We start from the raw sequence: 21905 nt of genomic DNA on the forward strand, positions 1-21905 counted from the left end.
GCTACTGTAAATAGTTACCGTAGCCGACCATGCAGACCGAGATCAGAATGGTGGCGATGCCGGCGACCAAAACTTGCCGATTGCGTCGGCCGGTTCCCTGCCATTCGCGGAAGAACAGCCCCCACAGGTTGGAAACGATGATGATGAACGACATGTGCAGCACCCAGGAGCTGGCGTCGTTGCCAAGGCGACTCTCGCCCATGCCATAGAAGAAGAACTGCAGAAACCAGATGGTGCCGGCACTGGCCGAGAGCAGATAGTTGCGGGCCAGCGGTGTGGCGCGGTCGATATAGTTGGCGAAACTGCGATTCTTGGCGTTGAGCAGGAAGCACCAGATCGCGTTGGTGGTAAGCCCGCCCCACATGATCACCATGAACGTGACGTTGTTCTGGAACAGGTCGTTGGCCCCGGCGGCCACGGCGGCATCGGCGAGCGGGCGGCCGGCAGCGATACCATAGCTGAAGCAGGCGCTCAGCACGCCGGAGATCAATGCGACGGTAATCCCCTTCGACAGCGAGAACTCGGCCACGCTCTGGTACTTGGTCTCGTCGGGCACCTCGCGCTCTTTCATCATCCCGGCACGGCCGCAGATGGCGATGCCGACGAGCGAGACGGCAACCCCGATCAACACCCAATGCCCCCCGGCACTGCCCAGCATCTCGCTCAGCGTGCCCTCGGTGGCATTGGTAAACAGGTCGCGATAGATCGGCGGGATCAGCGAGCCGAAGGCCGAGGTCAAGCCCATGATCACCGACATCCCCAGCGACAGCCCGAGATAACGCATGGTAAGCCCGAAGGTCAGCCCGCCGATGCCCCACAGCACGCCGAAGAGATAGGTCCAGCCCAGCGTTGAGACGCTGGCCTCGCCGAGAATGTCGAGAAAGCCGGGCACGGTCAGCCAGGCGGCGATCCAGGGCACGAACAGCCAGGAAAACAACCCACCGACGATCCAGTAGCTTTCCCAGGACCAGTCGCGGACCTTCTTGAATGGAATATAAAAGCTTCCCGAGGCGAAGCCGCCAATGAAGTGCAGGAAGACTCCGAGCAATATGATTTCCATCAGTGGCGTTCTCGATCGTTTTGGTTATGGGTTTTCGCGAGTCCTCGCTACAGTCGATAGAGCCGTCTGGCGTTGTCAACGAACAGCGCCCGGCGTTCATCGACCGAAGCGTCGCCGACGATTGAGGCGTAGGTTCGCCACAAGCGGCCATAATCGGTATACAGACCATCCACGGGGAAGTTGGAGGCGAACAGACAGCGCGCCACGCCGAAGGCATCGATACCCTCGAGAATCAACGGGCGCAGGCTGTCCTCGGTCCAGCAGTGATCGAGCATGCCGAAACCGCTGAGTTTCAGGCAGACGTTGTCGCGTGCTGCCAGTAAGCGCAGACCATCCCGCCATTCGCGCCAGCCCTCGACGCCGTGGCGATCGACATACATGCCGGCATGGTTGAGCAGAAACAGCGTCTCGGCATGTTCGGCTGCCAGCCGGGCCGCTTGCGCCATCTGCGAGGGATAAAGCTGCAGATCGAAAGAGAGTCCGTGCTGCGCCAGCAGGCCGAAGTTCTGGCGCCAGCGCGATTCCTGCATGAAGTGGCGCCCGACATAGTCGTAGAGCGGATCGGCGTGGACATTGAGGATCTGGCGCACACCGCGCACCCGGTCGCTCAAGGCGAGCTGGCGTTCCAACGTCTCGGCAGCGTCCGGCCGTGAAAGATCGGCGCCGATGACGAGCGCTAACGGTAAATCGGTATGGCCGACGACTTGCGACAACCAGCGTGTCTCCTTGAGCGGATCGACGGCATCGGCCTCGATATGCACGGCACCGAGGATATCGATATCGCCGCAGCCGGCCAGCAGCTCTCGCGGGCCGAAATCTTTCGCCATCGGCGAGTAGTCGCCAAGTAGATTGGGTTCGGGGTGTGCGAGCCACGGCTGGTTGTTCTGGGCGATTTCCCAGAAGTGAACGTGGGCATCGATTACCTGCATGTCTTTGTCTCCCCGCCGAGCGCGAACATTTCTTCCAGCGCGACTTCGACCGGGGCATCGTCGTCGCGGGTCTCCATGATCCCGGCCATGTGATGCCACCAGCGCCGCATGATCGGTAACGCCGGCAGTTCCTCGACGCGGTGGTCGTCGGCGAGCGTCATGATCGCGAACAGATGGTGGCTATCGGGATCGAGAAAGATCCGATACTCCTCGATACCCGCTGCGTGCAGGGCATCGGTCAGTTCCGGCCAGATGGCATCATGCCGGCGCCGATACTCCTCGGCCTGACCGGGATGCAGATTCATGCGAAACGCACGTATAGGCATGGTCTCGGCTCCTGTGCAGAGGCGGACGCTCTGACGCCCGCCCTAGTAGAGTTGCGCCCCGAATTCAGTGCGTGTAAGGCCGGGCCAGATCGCTTTCCGGATTCAGGCGCACGCCGAAGCCGGGAGCATCGAGGGCGGAGGCGCGCAGTCGACCGCTTTCGGGTACCGGCTCGTCGAGCAACAGTGGCGTGAACATCGGCACCACTTCGTCGGCCTGTGGCGCCATCATCAGGAATTCCGCGAAAGGGCTGTTGTGACGCGTGATCACGAAGTGATAGCTGTAGACGGAAGAGCCGTGCGGCACCACCAGCTTGTGGTGGGCGTCGGCCAGCGCCGAGATCTTGATCAATTCGGTCATCCCGCCGCACCAGTTGACGTCCGGCTGGATCACGTCGCAGCAATCCATCTCCATCAACAACCGGAATCCCCAGCGCGTGGCTTCGTGTTCGCCGGTGTTGACCAACATGCCGGCTGGTACATTCCGTTTGAGTTCCGCATAGCCCCAGTAATCATCGGGCGGCAGTGCTTCCTCGATCCATTTGAGGCCGAACTCCCGAGCGGCGTGGGCGAGACGCGTCGCATAGTTGATGTCGAGGCTCATCCAGCAGTCGTACATCAGCCAGAAGTCGTCACCGACTTTCTCTCGCATGTCGGCCAAGCGCGCCAGATTCCGTTTGAGCCCTTCCTCGCCCTCGCTGGGGCTGTGCTTCAGCGGCATCTTGCCACCGATGAAGCCCATGTTTTTTGCTAGATCGGGCCGCGCACCGGTGGCATAGAACGTAAGCTCGTCGCGTACCGGGCCACCGAGCATGGCGTGAACGGGTTCGTCGCGGAGCTTGCCAAGCAGATCCCAAAGCGCCAGGTCGACACCGGAGAGGGTGTTGAGCACCACGCCCTTGCGGCCATAGAACAGGGTGGCGTTGTACATCTGGTCCCAGATTTTCTCGAGGTCGGTGACCCGCTGCCCTTCGAGGAAGCGCGCCAGGTGCCTTTCGACGATGAAGGCACCGATGTCACCGGCGGTGGTTACCGCGAACCCCACCGTGCCATCACTGGCCTCGATCTCGACGACCAGCGTGCCCAGCACATCGAGCCCGAAGCTCTTGCGGGTGGCACGGTACTCGGGGTACTTGCTCATCGGCGTCGAAATCTGGGTATCGATCCAGTGACCGTCGCCCTGGTCGTGATAGTCGGCACCGCCACCGCGGACGGTATAGGCGCGGACCTGCTTGATGGTGGTCTTCATTAGACGTGATTCTCCTGTCGAGAGCGTGAATTAGGCTCGCTCGGGCTGGCGGCGTAACCACCACCGACTGGCGTGTAGGGAGATGTATCACCAGCAAGAAGCGATAACTAATACGGAGTGCGGACGTTCTGATACCTAAAAGGTATCAGGACTACGCCATGTCAGGCGCCGTGGCGTTTGGCGGTTTGGACAGGCTGAGCGTGGTCTATGGCGTATTCGACCAATGTCTGATGGGCAGTAGCAGTAATGTCTTTAGGTTATCGCCATACCTTCGCGTCACGAGGCAGGCCATGGAGGACATGGATCACTACGCAGCGCTGATCAACCGGCTGCGCTACAAGCATCTGTCGATGATCTCGCTGCTGGATCGTCATCGGAACCTGCATCAGGCGGCAGGCGCACTGAACATGTCCCAACCGGCGGCCACGCGCATGCTGCGCGAGATCGAGACCACCTTCGAATGCCAACTGTTCGAGCGCACTCCTCGCGGTTTGACGCCGACGCCGCTGGGCGAAGTCCTCATCGGCTTCGCCGACAATGCCCTCACCCGGCTGGATCGCTTCGCGGAGGAGTTGCATCGCCACCGTAGCGGCGATCACGGACAGCTCGTCGTCGGTGCCATCATGGGTGCCGCACCGGATCTGGTGGCGGATGCCGTCATCGCGATGAAGCGCGACAGGCCGCGTCTGCGTCTACGCCTGATGGGCGAGACCAGCGATCAGTTGGTATCGCTACTGGCACACAATCGTATCGACCTCGCCATCGCGCGTTTCGCCACGGCAATGGAGCACAACCTGTTCGACTTCGAGCCACTGGGTAACGAGACGATGATGGCGGTCGTGCGGCGTGAACATCCGCTGGCGGGTGATCGCGATCTTTCACTCGAACCACTGCTCGAAGCCTGGCCCTGGATTCTGCAGCCCCTGGCGACACCGGCGCGTCAACTGCTGGAAAAGGAGCTCGAGCTCCACGGCCTGGTCTCCCCCCGCGATGTCGTCGAATGCGGGTCGATCTTCGCCGCGCTGCAACTCGTCCAGCGCAGCGACGCCATCCTGGTCATGTCGGAGTCCGTGCTTCGCGACTATCTGGCTTTCGATATTCTGACGCCGCTGTCGGTCTCGATCGGCCAGACACTGGCGCCTTTCGGCCTGCTGACGCGTAAGAACGAAACGCTCAACGAACCGGCACGCCACTTCTGTGAGATATTGAGACAGGCAGCTATGCTGAAACGGTGAATCACTTCGTGATTCTCGTTCAAACGAATTGGATCACCATGACGCACGGGCCAATATCAAGAGCGTGATGCTCTGTTCTTCGACCCACTCGCCGGTAGCGCTGGACATCAAGACCGAAGCCACGGCGATCTCCGATGCCGAGCATCAGATGGCGGATGAAAAACTCATCGCCGCCGAAAAGATCGTCATGGAAACGGCCCAGTGGCTGAGATCGAAACCATTCGGATGAATAAAACCATTTGGACAGATGAAGCGACCGGCAGGATCAGCCCGGTACTTCGGCGGACTGCTCGATCGCGTCCACCCACTCGTGCAGGGCAACCGCATCCTGGAAGGTCGGCGCCGTGCGCGTACCGTGGCGGATGTCGTCGGCCAGGCGCGCATAAATGCGCGCCACGTTGCGCGCCGCGGCTTGCTTCGGCCAGTTCGCATAGGCCGACTCGGGCGGCATCAGCGGCGCCAGTGTCTTGTCCTCGCCGCGCGCGCCACGCACGGTCAATGGCACCATTTGCGCATGACCCAGCCCCGCCGTCACCTGGATGTCGCCCTCGGTGCCGTTGATTTCCCAGAGCAGGTTGGTGCCGCGGCAGACACCGCCGCGATAGTGGATGGAAACCGCGGCGCCGCTCGCCAGGGTGCCATGCGCCATGATCTGGTCGGGTGCGGTTTTGGGGCGCGTCTCGCCGGTGTCGGTGACCCGGACGGTATCGAAACGGCTGGCGAAGCGGGCGGAGAGCGCCCCGAAATCACCCAGCACGTCACGCATGGCCGCCAACGTATGCGCCAGCGGAATCGATTGCATGGTCGCGCCGTTTTTCTTGTCGAACAGGTAGTAATAGTCGGCAGTGGTCTCGCCGGCCCAGTTGCCCCCCGATCCGACCAACGTCGTCGACAGAACCTCTCCCACGTAGCCATCGGCGATCAGCTTACGCACATGCTCGACCTCGAGCGCCGTACGCGCCTGGGTGCCGGCGACCGCGACCACGCCCCTTTCCTGCGCGAGCTGGGCAAGCTTTCGAGCCTCGACCAGTCCATTGCCGAGCGGCCATTCACAGTAGACGTGCTTACCGGCTTCCAGCGCAGCCGTCACCAGTTCCAGATGATGAGGGACCTTGACGGTCACGACGACGAGATCGACCTCCGGTGAGGCGACCAGATCCTTGGCACTGGCAAAGGCATGCGGCAGGCCAAGCGCCTCGGCGGTATGGCGACCGCTCTCCGGCGTGCTGTTGGCGACGCCGACCACGGTGAAGGTGTCGGACAGCGCCCTGAGCGCGGGAATATGCGCGGTCGCCGCCCAATGGCTGTCCGGATTGAGACCAATGAAGCCAACGCGGATGGGGTGATCAGTCATGGTGACGTCTCCTTCTGCAGGACTCGGGAACGATACTTTTCCGGGCCCGGAATGCTTCATTCTGCGACGTAGCAGCGCAGAGCTGCGGCAGGCCGCGCTCGCGATTCGCCCCCGGGCCGAAATGATCAAGCCTATCCATAGCGCTCGAAGCGATAAGTCAGTTTCGGATTGACGCCGGGGGCATAGGCTAGCTGGGCGGTGAGCATGGCGAATGGCTCGATGTAACGGGCCACATGGAGCGGTCCGGCATCCACGGGATCGAATCCTACATCGCCGATCAGGCTCGCAGCCACGGCTCTCGCCTCGGCATCATTACTACAATAGACGACATTCGGACGCTCGGGCCGACCCCGAGCCGCGAAGACGTCGAAGAATGCCTCGCTGGGAACGGTCTGAAACGCGGCCACTACCTTCGCCTGAGGAATGCGCCGCGCCAGTGCCTCCGCGCCCGACTGCATGTGCGCTATGACGAGTTGCGTGTCGGAGGGGTCCAACGGCACGCAGCAGGTCAGGACGACCTTGCCGGACAGATCCCCAGCTTGACGCAATACATCTTCCAGTTGGGACCAGTATACCGCGAGCAATATCGCATCGGCCCCGTTCGCCGCTTCCGCCGGCGTACCGGTACTTGCCCTCGCCCCTGCCTGATGGGTCAGATCATCCAGTTTCGCTTGGCGGCGGGAATAGCTGAAAATGACCTCGTGTCCCGCGTGGGCGAACAGTACACCCAGTTTCCCGCCCATTCGACCGCATCCCAGAATGCCAATCTTCAAGACATCTCCTCCTTATCCAACGAGTGGACTTGTGGTCTCATCTCAAGGCGTGTGCCCAGCACATCTCTCGTTCATGCAGCTTGCCGTGGCACCTCACGATACTCGGAGGCCGGGTTCCTGGCCGCGATCAGCGTGACGACGCAGGCGATGATCGCCAGCGCCCAGTAGCCGCTCAGCACCTGCGGCAGGCTCAAGAAGCGCGCGAACTGCCCCGCCACCAGCGAGGGAATCGCCGCGCCGCAGTAGCAGGTGGTGAAAATCACCGAGAAGACGCCCGCGCGTTCGTGGGGCTCGGCGTTGGCGAGCAAGCCCCGGATGCTCCCCGACAGCACCGCTCCCTGCGCCACGCCGGCACAGGCGCTGGCGACGAGGAACGGGACGACCAGGCTCGACATCAACGATGCCAGCAGCCCGCCCACGCAGACGGCAAAGGCCACGGTCCCGATGCGTTGCGCCCCGGCGGGAGATAGCCTGCTGCTCAAGGGACCGCCCAACGCGCTGGGTGCCATGTAGGAGGAGAAGACGATGGCGGCGATCAGAGCGCTCGACGTGCCGAGTTGGTCCGTCGCCAACGATGGACCGAACGCCTGGAAGAATCCGCCCAGCGCCCAGGTAGCGACGAAGATGCAACTGGCGACGGGAAACAGCTTCCAACTCGCGTGCGGCAGCGCGAATCGGGGCCGCAGGGAGGCGAACGCACCCGCATGGCGAGGCGATGTCTCACGACTCAGCAGCACCAAGACGGCGCAGATCGCCAGGCCGGCCATGATCGTCAGATAAGGCACGACCGTTCTCAGCGGCGCATATTCGAACAGCGCGCCGGAGATGATGGCACCGATCGTCAGGCCGATCATGGTGCCGGTGCCGGTCACGGCGGGCGCGAGCCAGGCCGGCTTATGCGGGGCGTTATCGGTGACGAAGGCCGCAGCGGCACTGGACGCCAGGCCGCAGGATAATCCTTGTAGAACCCGGCCGACGATCAACGGCGTCACGCTGGAGACGTTCAAGAACACCACGCATGCCAGCGTGCCCAGAACGACAGAGAGCAACACGACCGGACGCCGGCCGATATAGTTCGACAAGCGGCCGAAAATCAAGAGTGCCGTGATCGCGCTTGCGAAATAGAAGACGGCGGTCAACGAGAGGTCGAAATAGGACAACCCCTCGGCAGCGCGATAGATCGCATACAATGGAATGGGCGTCGCCGAGGCGGCGAAAACCACAATGAGCGATAACGACGCCGCCCAGAAACCCAGCCAGTGCGGGGTGTGTGAAGGAGATGACATCAGGCGTCCTCTTGCATCCCTTGTAGAGACAGATGAAATCGATCATGTACCGCCCCATGGACCAGGCGCCTCCTTCCAAGCAGCCAGCCACCCAGCGACATGATCGTGTGAGAGATGCCCTTGGGCCGAACCCACCATCTCCTCCAACACGCTCTCTATGCGTCAAATCGACGCGGCGCGGGTTCTTACGCTTTGCCTTCGTACTCGTCGTCCTTGACCTTTTCCAGCCAAGTGACCGGGCTCCCGTCGATGGACTCCTGAATGGCGATATGAGTCATCGCGACATCCGGCGCGGCGCCATGCCAGTGTTTCTCGCCGGCCGGGAACCACACCACGTCGCCGGGGCGGATCTCTTCGATAGGGCCGCCCTCGCGCTGCACCCTGCCGAAACCAGCCGTCACGATCAATGTCTGCCCGGCGGGATGAGTGTGCCAGGCAGTACGCGCGCCAGGCTCGAACGTCACCGCCGCACCGCCGGTCCGGCCAGGCTCCTCGGCACTGAATAGCGGATCGATGCGCACCGTACCGGTAAAATAGTCTTCCGGCCCCGGCACGGAGGGTTGTGTCCCTACTCGGTTGATTTTCATAATCTCCTCCTGAACACAGTGGATGAAGTGTCGATTCATAGTGATAGCATCGTCCATCTTAGCAGCCCGTTCTCGAGTGATAATGGACGAACCTCGGCAGCACCTATGAAAGGAGCTCATAAATGCTCAGAGAGAACATGACGGGATTGGTGGCATTCGCCACGGTTGCCAGGGCGGGCACGTTTACCAAGGCGGCGGCGCAGTTGGGCGTTTCCCAATCGGCGCTCAGCCATACCGTTCGCGATCTCGAAGAGAGATTGGGCGTTCGTGTCCTGGCCCGGACCACGCGCAAGGTCGCCCCTACCGTCGAGGGCCAACGGCTGCTGGAACGCGTGGTGCCGATGCTCGACGAACTCGAGGATGAGCTCTGGTCGGTGATCGATACGCGGGAAAAACCGATGGGTCATTTCCGCATCACGACGACCGACTACGCGGCCGATACGCTCATCTGGCCGAAACTTCGCCCCGTGTTGAAGCAGTATCCGGATATCAGTGTCGAGGTGATCACGGATTACCAACTCACGGATATCGTCGAATCACAGTTCGACGCAGGCATTCGCCTTGGAGAACAAGTCAGCGAAGGGATGATCGCGGTGCGCATCGGACCCGATTTCGCCATGCGTGCCGTAGGCGCGCCCAGCTACTTTCAGGAGCGTGGCAAACCCCAGACGCCACAGGAACTCACAAAACACAACTGCATCAATCTAAGATTGCCCACGCATGGCGGTTTATACGCGTGGGAGTTCGAAAAAGACGGTCGGGAGATCAAGGTCAAGGTTCAAGGACAACTCACGTTCAACACGATCGACCCCGTTCTGCGAGCGGCCGTCGACGGCTATGGGATCGGCTACGTGCCCGATGGCCTGGCGGCGGATTCCATTGCCCGAGGGGAACTCGAAGCCGTACTCGAGGAGTGGTCTCCTCCATTCACCGGCTATTTTCTCTACTATCCTCATCGAAGACAGTCTTCTCCCGCCTTCTCGATACTGATCAAGGCACTATGCGTGGATTGAACCTTGCATTCGGAGACGACGTCTTCCCGTCATAACCTTCCGCCTCCCGTCAACGAGCGATCGAGGTCATCGACTTTTCAGTGCACTGGAACTGCCTGAATTCATGAAATCTCCTCATGAGTGTTTTCATGAATTCAATGTGGCCGCCCCTGGAGAGCTATGCGAAGGTTCTCCAGGGTTCTTTTAGATGATTATTTTATTTAAGTTTTTCTTAAGATCTTCAACTTCTTCAACATTTGAAACTTCAATGAGTCACTGACAGGTGGAGGTTAACCTCATGAAAACCAGCAAGCTGATAGCGGCATTAGGCCTGACGATAATGGCAGGCATGGCACACGCTCAAAACATGGAGATCACGCATAACGAGGAGCGTCAGACCGTCGTGGGATGTTCCGATCTGTTCGTCGGGCATGCTCTGATCAATCCGCTGTTCGGAAGTACCGAACATACACGGGCAACGGCTGGAGAAGTCACCTTCTCTCCCGGCGCGCGCTCCAACTGGCACACCCATCCCGCGGGTCAGACCTTGATCGTGACCTCCGGCTCCGGCTGGATTCAGGATGAGGGTGGCGAGAAACGTGAGATCAAGTCGGGAGACGTGATCTGGATACCGCCCGGCGTCAAGCACTGGCATGGGGCATCGGCTGACAACTCCATGACCCACATCGCCATCCAGGAAGAAGTCGATGGCAACAATGTGGAGTGGATGGAGCCGGTCAGCGACGATCAGTACCAAGACTGATCGGAAATACCGCTCCCTCCGACATCCGACCCACGAACGATGGGCCGGATGTCGTGATCGTTCTCCGTCGTTCTCCCCAGCCACGGTTTCCCCAGAGGATCGACGTCATGCGCTCGAAAAGTCTCTATGTATTCCCGCTTATGGGTCTGCTAACGGCCTGCAGCCAGCTTCCCGAGTCCCAATCGGTGAGAGATTACACACCCGCGCCGGATGCCACGGAGATGAAGCGCGTCTCGCCGGCTTTCGCTCACTACAGCGACGACATGGTCATCGGCGATCTCTGGCATCGCGCCGGGTTGAGCCCGAGGGACCGCAGCATCGTCACGCTGTCGGCGCTCATTACGCAACAGCAGGTCGCCGAGTTGCCCTATCACTTCAACCTGGCACTCGATAACGGCGTCACCCCCAACGAGCTGTCGGAAATCATCACTCACCTGGCCTTCTACACGGGTTGGGGCAATGGGACGACGGCCGTTGCAATCCTGAACGATGTCTTCGAGGAGCGCGGCATCGACAATTCGTCGTTGCCTTCCGAGCCGACGCAGCGCCTCCCCCTGAACGAGGAAGCCGAGGCGACACGCAAAGCGCTGGTCGACGAGCGCTTCGGCGATGTCTCCCCCGGCGTGGTCCAGTACACCACCGATGCGCTGTTCCGCGATCTCTGGCTGCGTCCCGGTCTGGCGCCACGGGATCGCAGTCTGGTCACCGTCAGCGCGCTCGTTGCCGCCGGCCAACCCGAACAGGTGACTTTCCACCTCAATCGTGCCATGGACAACGGTCTGACCAAGGAAGAGGCGTCAGAAACCCTCACGCAATTGGCGTTCTATGCAGGATGGCCGAAGGTCTTCTCCGCGCTGCCAGTATTCAAATCGGTCTTCGAGTCCCGGGGCTTGGAAAGCTGAGAGGCGTCGTTCGAAAGCCTCATATCGATCGAGAATCCCATTATTGAAATGGCTGCTTGATCTTCGAGCGGTGGTCATTATCGATCATTCGCAAGGGGATATGAGTGAGACATCGCACCGGCATTTCATATGGGTTATCGACGGATAAACATGTTCATTCTCCCGTCTATGAGAGCGGATTATCATTCATGAAGCCAACTACTAAGTCCTATTGCCTTGGCGGCCTTATCAAAACAATACCTCAGGTCTAGCCTTGTCGGTTCATCCAAAGGAGGCAATGAACATGGAAACCTACTTTTTCGACAAGGTCGCCCTGGTCACTGGCGCGGCCATGGGCATGGGCTTCGCCACAGCCAGGGCGTTCGCCGAGGAAGGTGCCAAGGTCGTGCTCTCCGACATCAGCCAGAAGGCACTCGACGAGGCGGTGCGGACGCTCAAGAACGAAGGTCACGACGTGACCGGCATTCTCTGCGACGTAGCCAAGGAAGAACAGGTCGCCAATCTCGTCGAACGGACCGTCGCCACCTACGGCCGCCTGGACGCAGCCTTCAACAATGCCGGCGTGCAGAGCGACGCCGCCGAGACCGCCGATGCCACCAGCGAGGAGTTCGCCCGCGTCAACTCGATCAACCTGTTCGGCGTGTGGTGCTGCATGAAGTACGAGCTCGCCCAGATGCGCAAGCAAGGCAGCGGCGCCATCGTCAATTGTTCTTCGCTCGGCGGACTGGTCGGGTTGCCCGGCCGCTCGATCTATCACGGCACCAAGCATGGCGTGGTTGGCATGACCAAGAGCACGGCGCTGGAGTATGCCTCGCGTGGCATCCGGGTCAACGCGGTGTGTCCCGGCACCATCGATACGCCGATGGTCGCGAAGATGGTCGAGAGCGGCGACCTGCCGCTGGAGGACATTCTGCGCGAACAGCCGATCGGCCGTCTGGGCAAACCCGAGGAGATCGCCTCCGCCGTGGTCTGGCTGTGTGGCCCGGGTTCCACCTTCGTCATCGGCCATTCGCTACCGGTCGACGGCGGCTTCACCGCCCACTAGGGCAACCCTCGACGTACGCTCTCGAAGCGTAGGCCGCGCGCCGCCGAGAATTCACCGAATCCCGTCATGCCACAGGAGTCAGTCATGAGCAACAGTATCGCAGGCAAGGTCATCGTCATCACCGGGGGCAGCAGCGGGCTGGGCGAAGCCACCGCGCGCCACCTCGCCGCCCACGGTGCCATCGTCGTGCTCGGCGCACGTCGTCTGGATCGTCTGCAGGCCATCGTCGATGAGATCAATACCGCTGACGGTACCGCACTGGCGATCAAGACCGACGTCACGCATCGGGAACAAGTCCAGGCACTGGTGGATACCGCCGTCTCGACCTATGGCAAGATCGATGTGCTGTTGAACAATGCCGGTCTCATGCAGCAGTCAGCGCTCGAGAAGTTGAAGGTCGAAGAGTGGGACAGCATGATCGACATCAACGTCAAGGGCACGCTCTACGGCATTGCCGCGGCGCTGCCGCACATGAAGTCGCAGAAATTCGGGCACGTGATCAACGTCTCGTCGGTCGCGGGTCATAAGGTCACACCGGCCGGCACCGTCTACAGCGCGACCAAGCATGCCGTGCGCGCGATCAGTGAAGGATTTCGCCAGGAGGTCAAGGACTATAATCTGAGATCGACGATCATCTCTCCCGGCGCCGTGGATACGGAACTGCCCAGCCACATCACCGATCCGGAATCCTCGCAAGCGATCGGCAGTTTCTACAAGGCGGCGGCCGTTCCCGCGGACTCTTTCGCGCGCGCGGTCTTTTTCGCCATCTCGCAGCCCGATGACATCGATATCAACGAAATCCTCTATCGCCCGACAGCGCAACCGCTCTGAACGAGCACGTCCGGCGGGCATGCATGTGCACGCCGTCCAAACAGGAGAATGTCTCATGCCCCATGTCACATTGAAGCTGGCCTCGGGCCGTTCCGAACAAGTCAAGCAGCAGTTGGCCTTTCACCCGTGCGCTGGTCGATCTAGCCGGCGCGAATGAGGCACAGGTCTCGGTGGCCATCGAGGATGTCGATATCGGCGACTGGCGCCGCAGCGTATATGAACCCGAGATCGAGCCCGCGCTGCCGAATCTCTACAGGAAGCCCGGCTACAAACCCACGGATCTGCCGGGATAGCGTCGCGAATGAACGGCATCCTTCGTGGCCTCGTCCGGCTGGGCCTGATCGCCCTGTGGTTCGGCAGCGCTGCGCAGGCGGCCGAGCCTTCTCATGCTCCAGGAGCACCATCCATGAATATCGTTTTCGAAGTCGAGGATCAGCGGGTTACCGCCATCCTGGACGATACCCCCGTCGCCCGTGCTTTCGCGGAGATGCTACCGCTCGATCTCGAACTCAGCGACTTCGGTGGCGGCGTCGAGAAAATCGCCGACCTCCCCGCTAGCCTTCCAACGAACGATGCCCCGAGCGGCATGAAGCCGGTGGCCGGCGACATCACCTATTACTCACCTTGGGGCAATCTGGCGATCTTCCGCAAGGGCTTCAGCCATGCCAATGGACTGATCAAGCTGGGCCGGTTCACCTCGGACTTCGGCCCCATCGACCGCTCCGGGCCGGTGTCGGTTCGCATCCAGCACGAGGAGTAACGGCATGAGCGATTGGGATCGCAATACGCTGTCACGTATCGTCGAAGCCGATGACCTTCACGTCGCGCCTTTCCGTGGAGACGGTCAGACGCCCGGCACCCCGACCTGGATCTGGGCGATCGAAGTCGACGGTGCGCTCTACGTGCGCGCTTACAACGGCACCCGCTCGCGCTGGTATCGATCCGCCCGTGACCAGGGTGCCGGCCAGATCGTCGCGGCGGGGGATCGTTACGATGTCACGTTCGAGCCGATCGACGATGCCGGTCTCAACGATCGCATCGATGCAGCCTACCGGCAAAAGTACGCAGACAGCGCCTATCTGCCAGCAATGATCGGCGAGCGGACCCGGGCCGCGACGATTCGCATCCGCCCACGCCAATAGGGCGACCCTCGACAAACATTGCCGTCGACTCGGATCGCCGTTACGGGACAACTCGAAGATTTGGGCAACAATAGCCGCGCTACGCCTTGTCGTTGGCATAGCAGATGTCGGGCTCTCTCCTTCACATCACCATAGGACGCCCTATCGATCAGTGCCGAGCAAGACTTCGGCTCTCTGAATTTGAGGTTTCGCAAGGCTCTGCCATAGTTGAAGCCATGGTCGACGTACGAAGTCAAACTAAACGGAGGTCAGATGAAACGGTTTCTCCTGGGCATGCAGAGCGGTCTGATCGTCGCCGACGAAAGCGAAACGGGTTGGCTTAGCAGCCGCCGCTTGGAAGGCATGCAACCGACAGCTATCGCGGTCGACCCCGGCAAGCCCGGTCGCCTGTATTGCGCGACGTACAATCGTGGGTTGTGGCGCAGCGAAGACCACGGCGACCATTGGCGTCCGATCGGCGGGCCGCTGCCCTACCACGAGCCGCACAACGGACCGGAAATTCCTTTGCTCGAGATGACGAGCGTGGCCATTGCGCCGTCACCCAACAGCAAGCAGTGGCATGATCTCTATGTGGGGACCGAACCCAGCCGCCTGTTCCACTCGGACGATGGGGGCGATCACTGGCAAGAGTTGACCGGGATCCAGTCGATGCCATCCAAGGCGCAATGGCAGTTTCCGCCGCGGCCTTATACCCACCATGTGCGCTGGATAAACTCCAGCCCGGAGGATAGCGCCTGCCTGTACGTCTCGATCGAATTTGGGGCGCTGCTCCGCAGCGTTGATCATGGCTCGACCTGGCACGATCGCACAGCCGATAGCCCGAAGGACGCCCATGTCCTGCTCTCTCATCCGCGCGCGCCCGGGCGGCTATACGCAGCCTGCGGAGACGGCTACATGGAGCAGGGTTATTCGTTCGGCGACAGCCGGGATGGCGGCGATAGCTGGCATTACACGAGCGCGGGCCTGGAGGAGGAGCCTTACCTCTACGGGCTGGCCGTCAATCCGGCCGACCCCGACGATATCCGCGTGGCCGCCGCCTCCAGTCCGCGCACGGCACACGGTCGCCTCGGGTCCGCAAGCGTGTATTGCAACGTCGAACAGGGTTGGCAGCGAGATAGCGACGGCTTGCCCATCGAGGACAGCTTTATCGCGGTTCTGGCCGCCGACCCGCAGCAACCGGGGACGTTCTATGCCCTCAATAATCACGGGGTGTTTTGTCAACGCGGGCGCGAGGAGACCTGGCAACGCATACCGCTCGATTGGGACGATGCCTATCTCGACGAGCACCCCATGTGCCTGGCGGTGCTGGATCGATGAAGAGACAGTCCGCCCTGGAGAACCGCTGAGTCATACGCCGTCGGGCAGCCATTTTCTGATTCGCTCGGTCAGATTGTTGCTTCTCGGCGGGGGCAATGTCTCGAGACCATGCGGCCTACGCTGACAGAACATTTGAACACACCAGCGGACTCCGAGTTTATCGTTCCCGCCTGGGCTTCGGCGAGCGGAGTCTTATCCGGGGACTCCTTCGGCATCGTGGCCGAAGAACTCGCGGAAAACCGCCGCCCTCTCTCACTAGCAGCACATCGCCCTTCGACTTGAAGTAGAAAAAGCCCGGCGCGCGATTCCCACTGACGCCGCGACCATATCCAGCGTCGTGGCTTGGAAGCCGTTTCTCATGAACAGTTCCAGGCCCACTGCCACGATCCGCTTGTGCGTCTCGCGCCGCTGCGCCCGCGCCTCAATTCGTACCTACTTCTCATGGTCAAGAGGCGCTGAAGAACGACTCGGTGTCTGGAGCGCACGGGCCAACATTTCCATCGCCGCGCAAGGCTGTCGTCCCGATACGTAATTCGTTGGATTCGACCGAAGGTACAGAGCATATTTATGCGCAACAGAAGGGCCGGTCGTCAGTCCCTGTACAGTATTTCCCTTCACGCATGGGGTGACGGTCCCCTTCAAATATTCAAGCCGCCAGCCACCGTGACGGAGATCCCGGTAATCTGTCTTGCTGCTGGGCTCGCCAGAAAAGCCACGGCGGCCGCCACGTCTTCCGGCATGCCGTAGCGGCCAAGAGGCGTCATGCCGCGCAGTTCGTTGGCGTGATCGCTATTGGCGGGATTCATGTCGGTATCGGTCGCTCCCGGCTGAACCAGATTCACGGTGATCTCACGAGGCCCAAGCTCGCGGGCGAGACCTCGCGTCAAGGATACTTGCGCGGATTTGGTCATTGCATACCTCGTCACGCCCGGAGAGACGATGCGATCGGCGAGAGACGAACCGATGAAGATGATACGCCCCCCCTTGCTCGAGATACGGGATGGCTGCCTGCGCGACGAGTATGGCCGCACGCACATTGACATTCAGGAGCGCGTCGATATCGGCGAGGCTCATGTCCTCAAACGCGCCATGGTGAGCAATCCCAGCATTGTTGACGAGGATATCGAGGCCGCCCAGCTTTTTGGCGGCCTCCTCGGCCAAACGCTTCATGACCGCCGGATCGGCACTGTCGGCCTGAATGGCGAACCCGCACTGACCTTTTTCCTCGATCCCCCCGGACAACCTCGGCTGCGCGATCGACCGAATGCTCATAACTGATGGCCACATCCGCGCCCTTGTCCGCTAACGCTACGCTTTGTCTGAAAAATGATGCCTTGCTAGCCTTTCCTCCATCAGGCTTGAAGGTGTAGTCATGGCAGGACGTTACGAGATTTCCGATCAGGGTTGGGCATTGATTGAAGATATCGTTTCGCCTGATATGCCCGCGAACGTGTCCTGTCACGCCTTCACCTGAGGCTGCGGGAAGATGGCTATATGGATCTCGATACCTGGATGGCCGATTCCACCTCGATTCGAGCGACTCGCTCTGCCGCTGGTGGCGGTAAAAAGGGGGCTCTCAGGAACCGTTAGACCAAGATCCATCTGGTTTGCGATACCCATGGCGTGCCCCTGAGCTTCCTGCTATCGCCTGGTCAGCAGGCCGATTCACGCTATCTCGTTCCTGTCATGGAGCGGGATCCGCTTGCCAGGTCATACGGGACGTCCACGAAAGCGCTGCCGTCATATGCTGGCCGACCGAGGTTACGATAGTGATCGATTGCGTCGATACTGCGACCGGTACGGAATACGACCGACGATCCGACACCGACAGATGCACCGCCGCCCCAAGCCAGGACTACCACGCCTGTTCGAACGACCGCGTTATCGGCGTCGCAATGTGATAGAGCGTCTGTTTGGCTGGATGAAGGAAAAGCGGCGACTCTGTACTCGCTACGACAAGCTGGCGAAAAGTTACCGCGCCATGGTGACGCTGGCGTGCATCGAGCGCTGTCTGCGGATCTATTTTTCAGACAGAGCGTAGGCCTCTTGTTGGACCGCTTGAATGAGTCGGTTTATCCGGACACGAGCGGTGGAAGTCCTATGAGATTGTGATGTGGCCCTCTACCGATCGAAGTCTACGGTGGCGAGGCGATCTCGCGCGTGGCGGTTTCGATGAGATACGCGCACTGTGTGATCAAAATCATGCATCACGCTTAATACGACTGCATTGACGCATATGTCAATCTACGCTAATTACAGTCGTATTGCCCTTTTGCGAGATAACCACATGATGCCTCCAGTCACTCATCACCAGGTCGACGCACGAGGGATCAGCCTGCACGTCGTCGAACAGGGCAGCGGCCCTGCCGTGCTGTTCTGCCACGGCTTTCCAACGACTTGGTATAGCTGGCGCTCGGCAATGGAGGCAACGGCTGCGTCGGGATTTCGCGCGATTGCGCTCGACATGCGCGGATATGGTGACAGCGATGCCCCCGAGGCGGCGCATCTCTACACGGCCTTTCACACCGTCGGCGATCTCGTCGCGGTTCTCGACTACTTTGGCATAGAGTCCACCATCCTGGTTGGACACGATTTCGGCGCGAGCATCGCCTGGAACGCCGCCATGATGAGGCCGGATCGCGTTGGGGCCGTTTTCGCCATCAGCGTCAGTTTTCGCGTACTGGGGGAAGCCAGCTTTCTCGATCAGATCAGAGCCGCCGGAAAGTCCGATTTCTACATGTTCGGGCAAATGCGCGCCGAAGCCGATGCCGAATGGGCCGATGCCGAAAGAACCATTCCCGCCTCTCTCTATTGGTTGTCAGGCGAGGCCCCAGCGGATGAACGCTGGGATCCATTCGATCCAGAAAAGAACATGCTTCGTCCAGTCGCCAATCCGCCGGAAAGTATTGCGCCCGACTATATCGAAGAGATGATCCGCGTGTTCGGTAAGACTGGTTTCCACGCGCCACTAAACTATTACCGCTCAATCGATGATTATTTCGTGATTGCGAACCGGGCATTTTCCGGCGCCATGATCCATCAGCCCAGCTTCTTTCTCACGGGCAAGGCCGACGGCCTCAACCTTCTCCTTCAGCCGACGGAGGAATCGCTTCGCCATAGCGTACCCGGACTACGCGGCTTCGCTGAACTCGACGGCGTGGGCCATTGGCCGCAGCTAGAAGCGCCAAAATCATGCAATACGGCACTTGTCGAGTTTCTGAAAAGCTTGACTTGAGTGGCTTATATCATGAGACCTGTACAATCGCTTCATCCCCTCCCACTGTTCTCTTCAATGGGCCGTAACTGAACACGATTTTCAGCATGAGTTGTGAAATATCGAGGAGAACCGCTGGTTGTACCGGACACACAGTCAACCGAAAATTTCAGTTGCATGCATGAGGTCGGTATACTCCTTCACTTCGGCGATTTTTCCAGCTCGAATCCTGAAAATCATGTGATAGTCGTTCTCGTAAATCTTTCCAGTTTTGGTAGTGGCATAAGAGCGAATTTCAGCCGCCACGCGATCGTCTTCCGCGATCATGCCGACGACCTCCATCTTCAGCCCGCCTTGCAGCGAGGCGTAAAGGTCAATGCCAAGCCTGGGCCATTTCCGTTTTGGTCCGGGTTCCCGCATCGGCGAACAGGTGCGGCTTGCCATTGACCCACCAGGTGGCATCCTCGCTCATCATGGCAAGCACCTGGTCGATGGCGGATCGTTCGAAGTGGCCGCAGAACGTTTCGACCATGCGCTTGTTGTCCTGAATGCTCATCTGGCGTCCTCTTTCAATGTCGGATGCTGCATGGGCACACAAGAAAGACCTAAGGATTCCGATCACTGGGTCGGTTCAAAAGCCACCCCGGATATTCGATAGGCAGTTGGCTGACGGCGTCGAGCTCGGTCATGTCACTGTCATCCAGTTGCACCTCGGTCGCTCGAACGTTTTCAGCCAACTGCTCGACACGCTTCGCGCCGATGATGACGCTCGACACGGCCGATTGCTTCAGCAGCCAGGCGATGGAAACCTGCGCCGGACTGCAACCATGCTTTTGCGCGACGTCTCTCAGGACCGGGATCAGCACCGAACCGCGCGACCGGTCGATCGGCGGAAAATCCAGCTCCGTCCGCCGGCCGCCAACGCTGTCGCCGTCATCCGCATATTTGCCGGTCAGATAGCCGCCCGCCAGCGGGCTCCACACCATGAGGCCGACGCATTCGGAGGCAAGCATCGGCATGATCTCGCGTTCGATATCGCGACCCACGAGCGTGTAATAGGCTTGCAGCGAGATGATCGGCGCCAGGTTTCGCGCGCGCCCGATGCCAAGCGCCTTCATGATCTGCCAGGCGGCCCAGTTCGAAAGGCCGACATAGCGAACGTCGCCTGCCCGAACGAGCGTGTCGAGCGCTTCCAGCGTTTCCTCGATCGGCGTCGCGGGATCGAATTCGTGGATCTGATAGAGATCGATATAGCCCAGGCCGAGCCGCGCCATGCTGGCGCGGCACTGACTGAGAATATGCCGCCGCGAGGCACCACGCCTGTTCTGATCCTCGCCCATGGGTGCCGCGACCTTGGTAGCGATCACGACATCGTCTCGCGCAACGCCCAGATTCCTGAGCGATTGGCCGAGAATTTCCTCGCTCCGACCGGCGGCATAGATGTTCGCCGTGTCGATGAAGTTGATGCCCGCATCGAGCGCGGCCTTCACCAGTGCATCGGCCTCGTCCTGCCCGAGTTTTCCGACCTGGCCCCATATGCCCTCGGACCCGCCGAAGGTCATCGCGCCGAAGCACAGTTCCGATACAAACAATCCGCTCTCGCCGAGCCTTCGCATCCGCATGTCGCGTCCTCTCTTCCCAATGGATAGGCGCCCCGTTCCTGGAAGGGCTGCTGGCCTATGCTTGCAGCCCTTGAAGTGGACGCGTTCAAACGGTAGCCGCCCGGTATCGAGAACTGGAGCCGCCTCTCATTGGTCGTGGGCGTCCCCGAGCCTGACGATCAGCTTGCCGCGATGGCTGCCGTCGAACAGCCTGAAGAAAGTCGAAGGAATCTTCTCGAACCCGTCCACAAATTCTTCACTGTATTTGACTTTACCGTCGGCAACCCACGGCGCCACCTCGGCGAGGAAGTCGGGATAGCAGTCCAGATGGTTGGTGACCGAAAATCCCTGGACCTGCAGGAACCGATAGAGGAACAGATTGAGCAGACGCGGCAGATGGTCCGACCGTTTTGGCATGGTCGTGTCGCTATAGCCCGCGATCGTCCCGCCGATGACGATCTGCGCCCTCTCGTTGAAAGCGTTCATGACCGCCTCGAACATGTAATCACCAACATTGTCGTAGAATGCGTCGATGCCGTTGGGCAGAGCGCGACTGAGCTGCTCTTCGAAATCGTCGGCCTTATAGTCGACGGTCGCGTCGAGGCCGAGCTCGACCTTGAGATAGGCGGCCTTGTCGGGCCCGCCGGCAATCCCGACGACGCGCAGCCCGCGCTGCTTGCCGATCTGCGCCGCGAGCGAGCCGACCGCCCCCGCCGCCGCGGTAACGACCAGCGTACCGCCAGGTTTCGGGTTCATGAACTTGGTCATGCCGACCCAGGCGGTAAGCCCTGTGTGTCCCAGCACACTCAAGGCTGTCGATATCGGTGCCACATTTGGATCGAGCTTTCTCAGATCCGACCCATCGGACACTGCGTGCTCCTGCCAGCCCGACCAAGTCTGAACATGGTCGCCCACCGCGAACGCAGGATTCCGACTCTCCTCGACAATGGCCACGGTCGGCCCTGACATCGGCGTGCCGACGTCGATCGGCGGCAGCTCGGATGAGCCGTTGCCCATCAGGTTGCGCTGATAAGGATCAACCGAGACCAGCGTGTTGCGAAACAGGACCTCACCGTCTTTGGGCGAGGGGATTCGCTTTTCCACCAGTTCGAAATCACTCAGTTTGGCCATGCCGTTGGGGCGGGCCGCCAACAGGATCTGACGGTTCGACGTCTTTGCCATTTCTTTTCCTTCAGTGGTTCGATGTTCGGGGACATCGCGTGACCGCCAATGAGCCACTCACTCAGAATCGTATTATTAATTAGCGATCGATACATAAATAGCTTAACATGCTTCCGAGAT

General features: G+C 60.4%; 24 protein-coding genes and 2 pseudogenes. 12 read left to right on the forward strand and 14 right to left on the reverse strand.

Going from position 1 to position 21905, the window contains the following annotated elements; translation table 11 throughout:
• Position 1: 1 nt before the first annotated feature.
• The 4 genes from rhaT to rhmD form a co-directional block, all read right to left on the reverse strand.
• Positions 2-1060: an L-rhamnose/proton symporter RhaT gene (gene rhaT, locus DOM57_RS00225; RefSeq protein ID WP_110647241.1), complete on the reverse strand. Its 1059-nt coding sequence runs from the start codon at positions 1058-1060 to the stop codon at positions 2-4.
• Positions 1061-1107: 47 nt separating this feature from the next.
• A complete protein-coding gene (locus DOM57_RS00230) occupies positions 1108-1989 on the reverse strand; it encodes an amidohydrolase family protein (RefSeq protein ID WP_110647242.1) in 882 nt (293 codons plus the stop codon).
• Positions 1980-2315, reverse strand: coding sequence for an L-rhamnose mutarotase (locus DOM57_RS00235; RefSeq protein WP_110647243.1), 336 nt, complete (start codon positions 2313-2315; stop codon positions 1980-1982). The genes DOM57_RS00230 and DOM57_RS00235 overlap by 10 nt, the downstream gene beginning before the upstream one ends.
• Positions 2316-2379: 64 nt before the next feature.
• Positions 2380-3561, reverse strand: coding sequence for an L-rhamnonate dehydratase (gene rhmD / locus DOM57_RS00240; protein WP_110647244.1), 1182 nt, complete (start codon positions 3559-3561; stop codon positions 2380-2382).
• Between the two features lie 290 nt (positions 3562-3851).
• Here rhmD and DOM57_RS00245 point away from each other — a divergent pair, with 290 nt between their 5' ends.
• Both DOM57_RS00245 and DOM57_RS00250 read left to right on the forward strand, forming a co-directional pair.
• A complete protein-coding gene (locus tag DOM57_RS00245) occupies positions 3852-4796 on the forward strand; it encodes a LysR family transcriptional regulator (RefSeq protein ID WP_110647245.1) in 945 nt (314 codons plus the stop codon).
• Between the two features lie 67 nt (positions 4797-4863).
• The gene (locus tag DOM57_RS00250; protein WP_162619395.1) at positions 4864-5025 is read left to right on the forward strand and encodes a hypothetical protein; all 162 of its coding nucleotides are present in this window, start codon (positions 4864-4866) and stop codon (positions 5023-5025) included.
• Positions 5026-5061: 36 nt separating this feature from the next.
• Here DOM57_RS00250 and DOM57_RS00255 read toward each other — a convergent pair whose 3' ends face one another.
• The 4 genes from DOM57_RS00255 to DOM57_RS00270 all read right to left on the reverse strand — a co-directional run bounded on the left by DOM57_RS00255 (position 5062) and on the right by DOM57_RS00270 (position 8796).
• The gene (locus DOM57_RS00255) at positions 5062-6150 is read right to left on the reverse strand and encodes a Gfo/Idh/MocA family protein (RefSeq protein ID WP_110647247.1); all 1089 of its coding nucleotides are present in this window, start codon (positions 6148-6150) and stop codon (positions 5062-5064) included.
• Between the two features lie 131 nt (positions 6151-6281).
• Complete coding sequence (locus tag DOM57_RS00260; RefSeq protein WP_110647248.1) at positions 6282-6923, reverse strand: NADPH-dependent F420 reductase; 642 nt, start codon at positions 6921-6923, stop codon at positions 6282-6284.
• 71 nt (positions 6924-6994) lie between these two features.
• Positions 6995-8209, reverse strand: a complete 1215-nt coding sequence (locus DOM57_RS00265) for an MFS transporter (RefSeq protein WP_110647249.1) — start codon at positions 8207-8209, stop codon at positions 6995-6997.
• A gap of 185 nt (positions 8210-8394) precedes the next feature.
• A complete protein-coding gene (locus tag DOM57_RS00270) occupies positions 8395-8796 on the reverse strand; it encodes a (R)-mandelonitrile lyase (RefSeq protein ID WP_110647250.1) in 402 nt (133 codons plus the stop codon).
• 122 nt (positions 8797-8918) lie between these two features.
• On the opposite strand from DOM57_RS00270, the gene DOM57_RS00275 reads away from it, so the two are divergent.
• The 8 genes from DOM57_RS00275 to DOM57_RS00315 all read left to right on the forward strand — a co-directional run bounded on the left by DOM57_RS00275 (position 8919) and on the right by DOM57_RS00315 (position 15788).
• Positions 8919-9809, forward strand: a complete 891-nt coding sequence (locus tag DOM57_RS00275) for a LysR family transcriptional regulator (RefSeq protein WP_110647251.1) — start codon at positions 8919-8921, stop codon at positions 9807-9809.
• 328 nt (positions 9810-10137) lie between these two features.
• A complete protein-coding gene (locus DOM57_RS00280) occupies positions 10138-10551 on the forward strand; it encodes a (R)-mandelonitrile lyase (protein ID WP_239496058.1) in 414 nt (137 codons plus the stop codon).
• Positions 10552-10658: 107 nt separating this feature from the next.
• Complete coding sequence (locus tag DOM57_RS00285) at positions 10659-11453, forward strand: carboxymuconolactone decarboxylase family protein (protein WP_110647253.1); 795 nt, start codon at positions 10659-10661, stop codon at positions 11451-11453.
• A 283-nt stretch (positions 11454-11736) separates the two neighbouring features.
• Positions 11737-12498: an SDR family oxidoreductase gene (locus DOM57_RS00290; protein WP_110647254.1), complete on the forward strand. Its 762-nt coding sequence runs from the start codon at positions 11737-11739 to the stop codon at positions 12496-12498.
• An 84-nt stretch (positions 12499-12582) separates the two neighbouring features.
• Positions 12583-13329, forward strand: coding sequence for an SDR family oxidoreductase (locus tag DOM57_RS00295; protein WP_110647255.1), 747 nt, complete (start codon positions 12583-12585; stop codon positions 13327-13329).
• Between the two features lie 406 nt (positions 13330-13735).
• A complete protein-coding gene (locus tag DOM57_RS00305; protein WP_110647327.1) occupies positions 13736-14089 on the forward strand; it encodes a cyclophilin-like fold protein in 354 nt (117 codons plus the stop codon).
• Between the two features lie 4 nt (positions 14090-14093).
• Positions 14094-14471 (forward strand): DUF2255 family protein, encoded by a 378-nt coding sequence (locus DOM57_RS00310; protein WP_110647256.1) that lies wholly within the window; start codon positions 14094-14096, stop codon positions 14469-14471.
• Between the two features lie 252 nt (positions 14472-14723).
• Positions 14724-15788, forward strand: coding sequence for a WD40/YVTN/BNR-like repeat-containing protein (locus DOM57_RS00315; protein WP_110647257.1), 1065 nt, complete (start codon positions 14724-14726; stop codon positions 15786-15788).
• Between the two features lie 255 nt (positions 15789-16043).
• Here the strand turns inward: DOM57_RS00315 and DOM57_RS22635 are convergent, their stop codons facing one another.
• Together DOM57_RS22635 and DOM57_RS22640 are read right to left on the reverse strand one after the other, a co-directional pair.
• On the reverse strand, positions 16044-16172 hold the full coding sequence (locus DOM57_RS22635; protein WP_420820202.1) for a TetR family transcriptional regulator: 129 nt from the start codon (positions 16170-16172) through the stop codon (positions 16044-16046).
• 254 nt (positions 16173-16426) lie between these two features.
• Positions 16427-17075: pseudogene (locus DOM57_RS22640) on the reverse strand (SDR family NAD(P)-dependent oxidoreductase).
• Between the two features lie 85 nt (positions 17076-17160).
• Here DOM57_RS22640 and DOM57_RS00330 point away from each other — a divergent pair.
• Both DOM57_RS00330 and DOM57_RS00335 read left to right on the forward strand, forming a co-directional pair.
• Positions 17161-17829: pseudogene (locus DOM57_RS00330) on the forward strand (IS5 family transposase).
• A 246-nt stretch (positions 17830-18075) separates the two neighbouring features.
• Positions 18076-19023 (forward strand): alpha/beta fold hydrolase, encoded by a 948-nt coding sequence (locus DOM57_RS00335; protein ID WP_204352811.1) that lies wholly within the window; start codon positions 18076-18078, stop codon positions 19021-19023.
• A 135-nt stretch (positions 19024-19158) separates the two neighbouring features.
• Here DOM57_RS00335 and DOM57_RS22500 read toward each other — a convergent pair whose 3' ends face one another.
• The 4 genes from DOM57_RS22500 to DOM57_RS00350 all read right to left on the reverse strand — a co-directional run bounded on the left by DOM57_RS22500 (position 19159) and on the right by DOM57_RS00350 (position 21785).
• On the reverse strand, positions 19159-19464 hold the full coding sequence (locus DOM57_RS22500; protein ID WP_338056444.1) for a nuclear transport factor 2 family protein: 306 nt from the start codon (positions 19462-19464) through the stop codon (positions 19159-19161).
• The gene (locus DOM57_RS21955; protein WP_204352813.1) at positions 19376-19558 is read right to left on the reverse strand and encodes a nuclear transport factor 2-like protein; all 183 of its coding nucleotides are present in this window, start codon (positions 19556-19558) and stop codon (positions 19376-19378) included. Before DOM57_RS21955 ends, DOM57_RS22500 begins: the two co-directional genes overlap by 89 nt.
• Positions 19559-19607: 49 nt before the next feature.
• Positions 19608-20624 carry an aldo/keto reductase gene (locus tag DOM57_RS00345; RefSeq protein WP_110647258.1) on the reverse strand — a complete coding sequence of 339 codons (1017 nt, stop codon included), beginning with the start codon at positions 20622-20624 and terminating at the stop codon, positions 19608-19610.
• Positions 20625-20750: 126 nt separating this feature from the next.
• On the reverse strand, positions 20751-21785 hold the full coding sequence (locus tag DOM57_RS00350) for an NADP-dependent oxidoreductase (RefSeq protein WP_110647259.1): 1035 nt from the start codon (positions 21783-21785) through the stop codon (positions 20751-20753).
• Positions 21786-21905 lie beyond the last annotated feature (120 nt).

The organism is Salinicola peritrichatus, from assembly GCF_003206715.1.
Classification (GTDB): domain Bacteria; phylum Pseudomonadota; class Gammaproteobacteria; order Pseudomonadales; family Halomonadaceae; genus Salinicola; species Salinicola peritrichatus.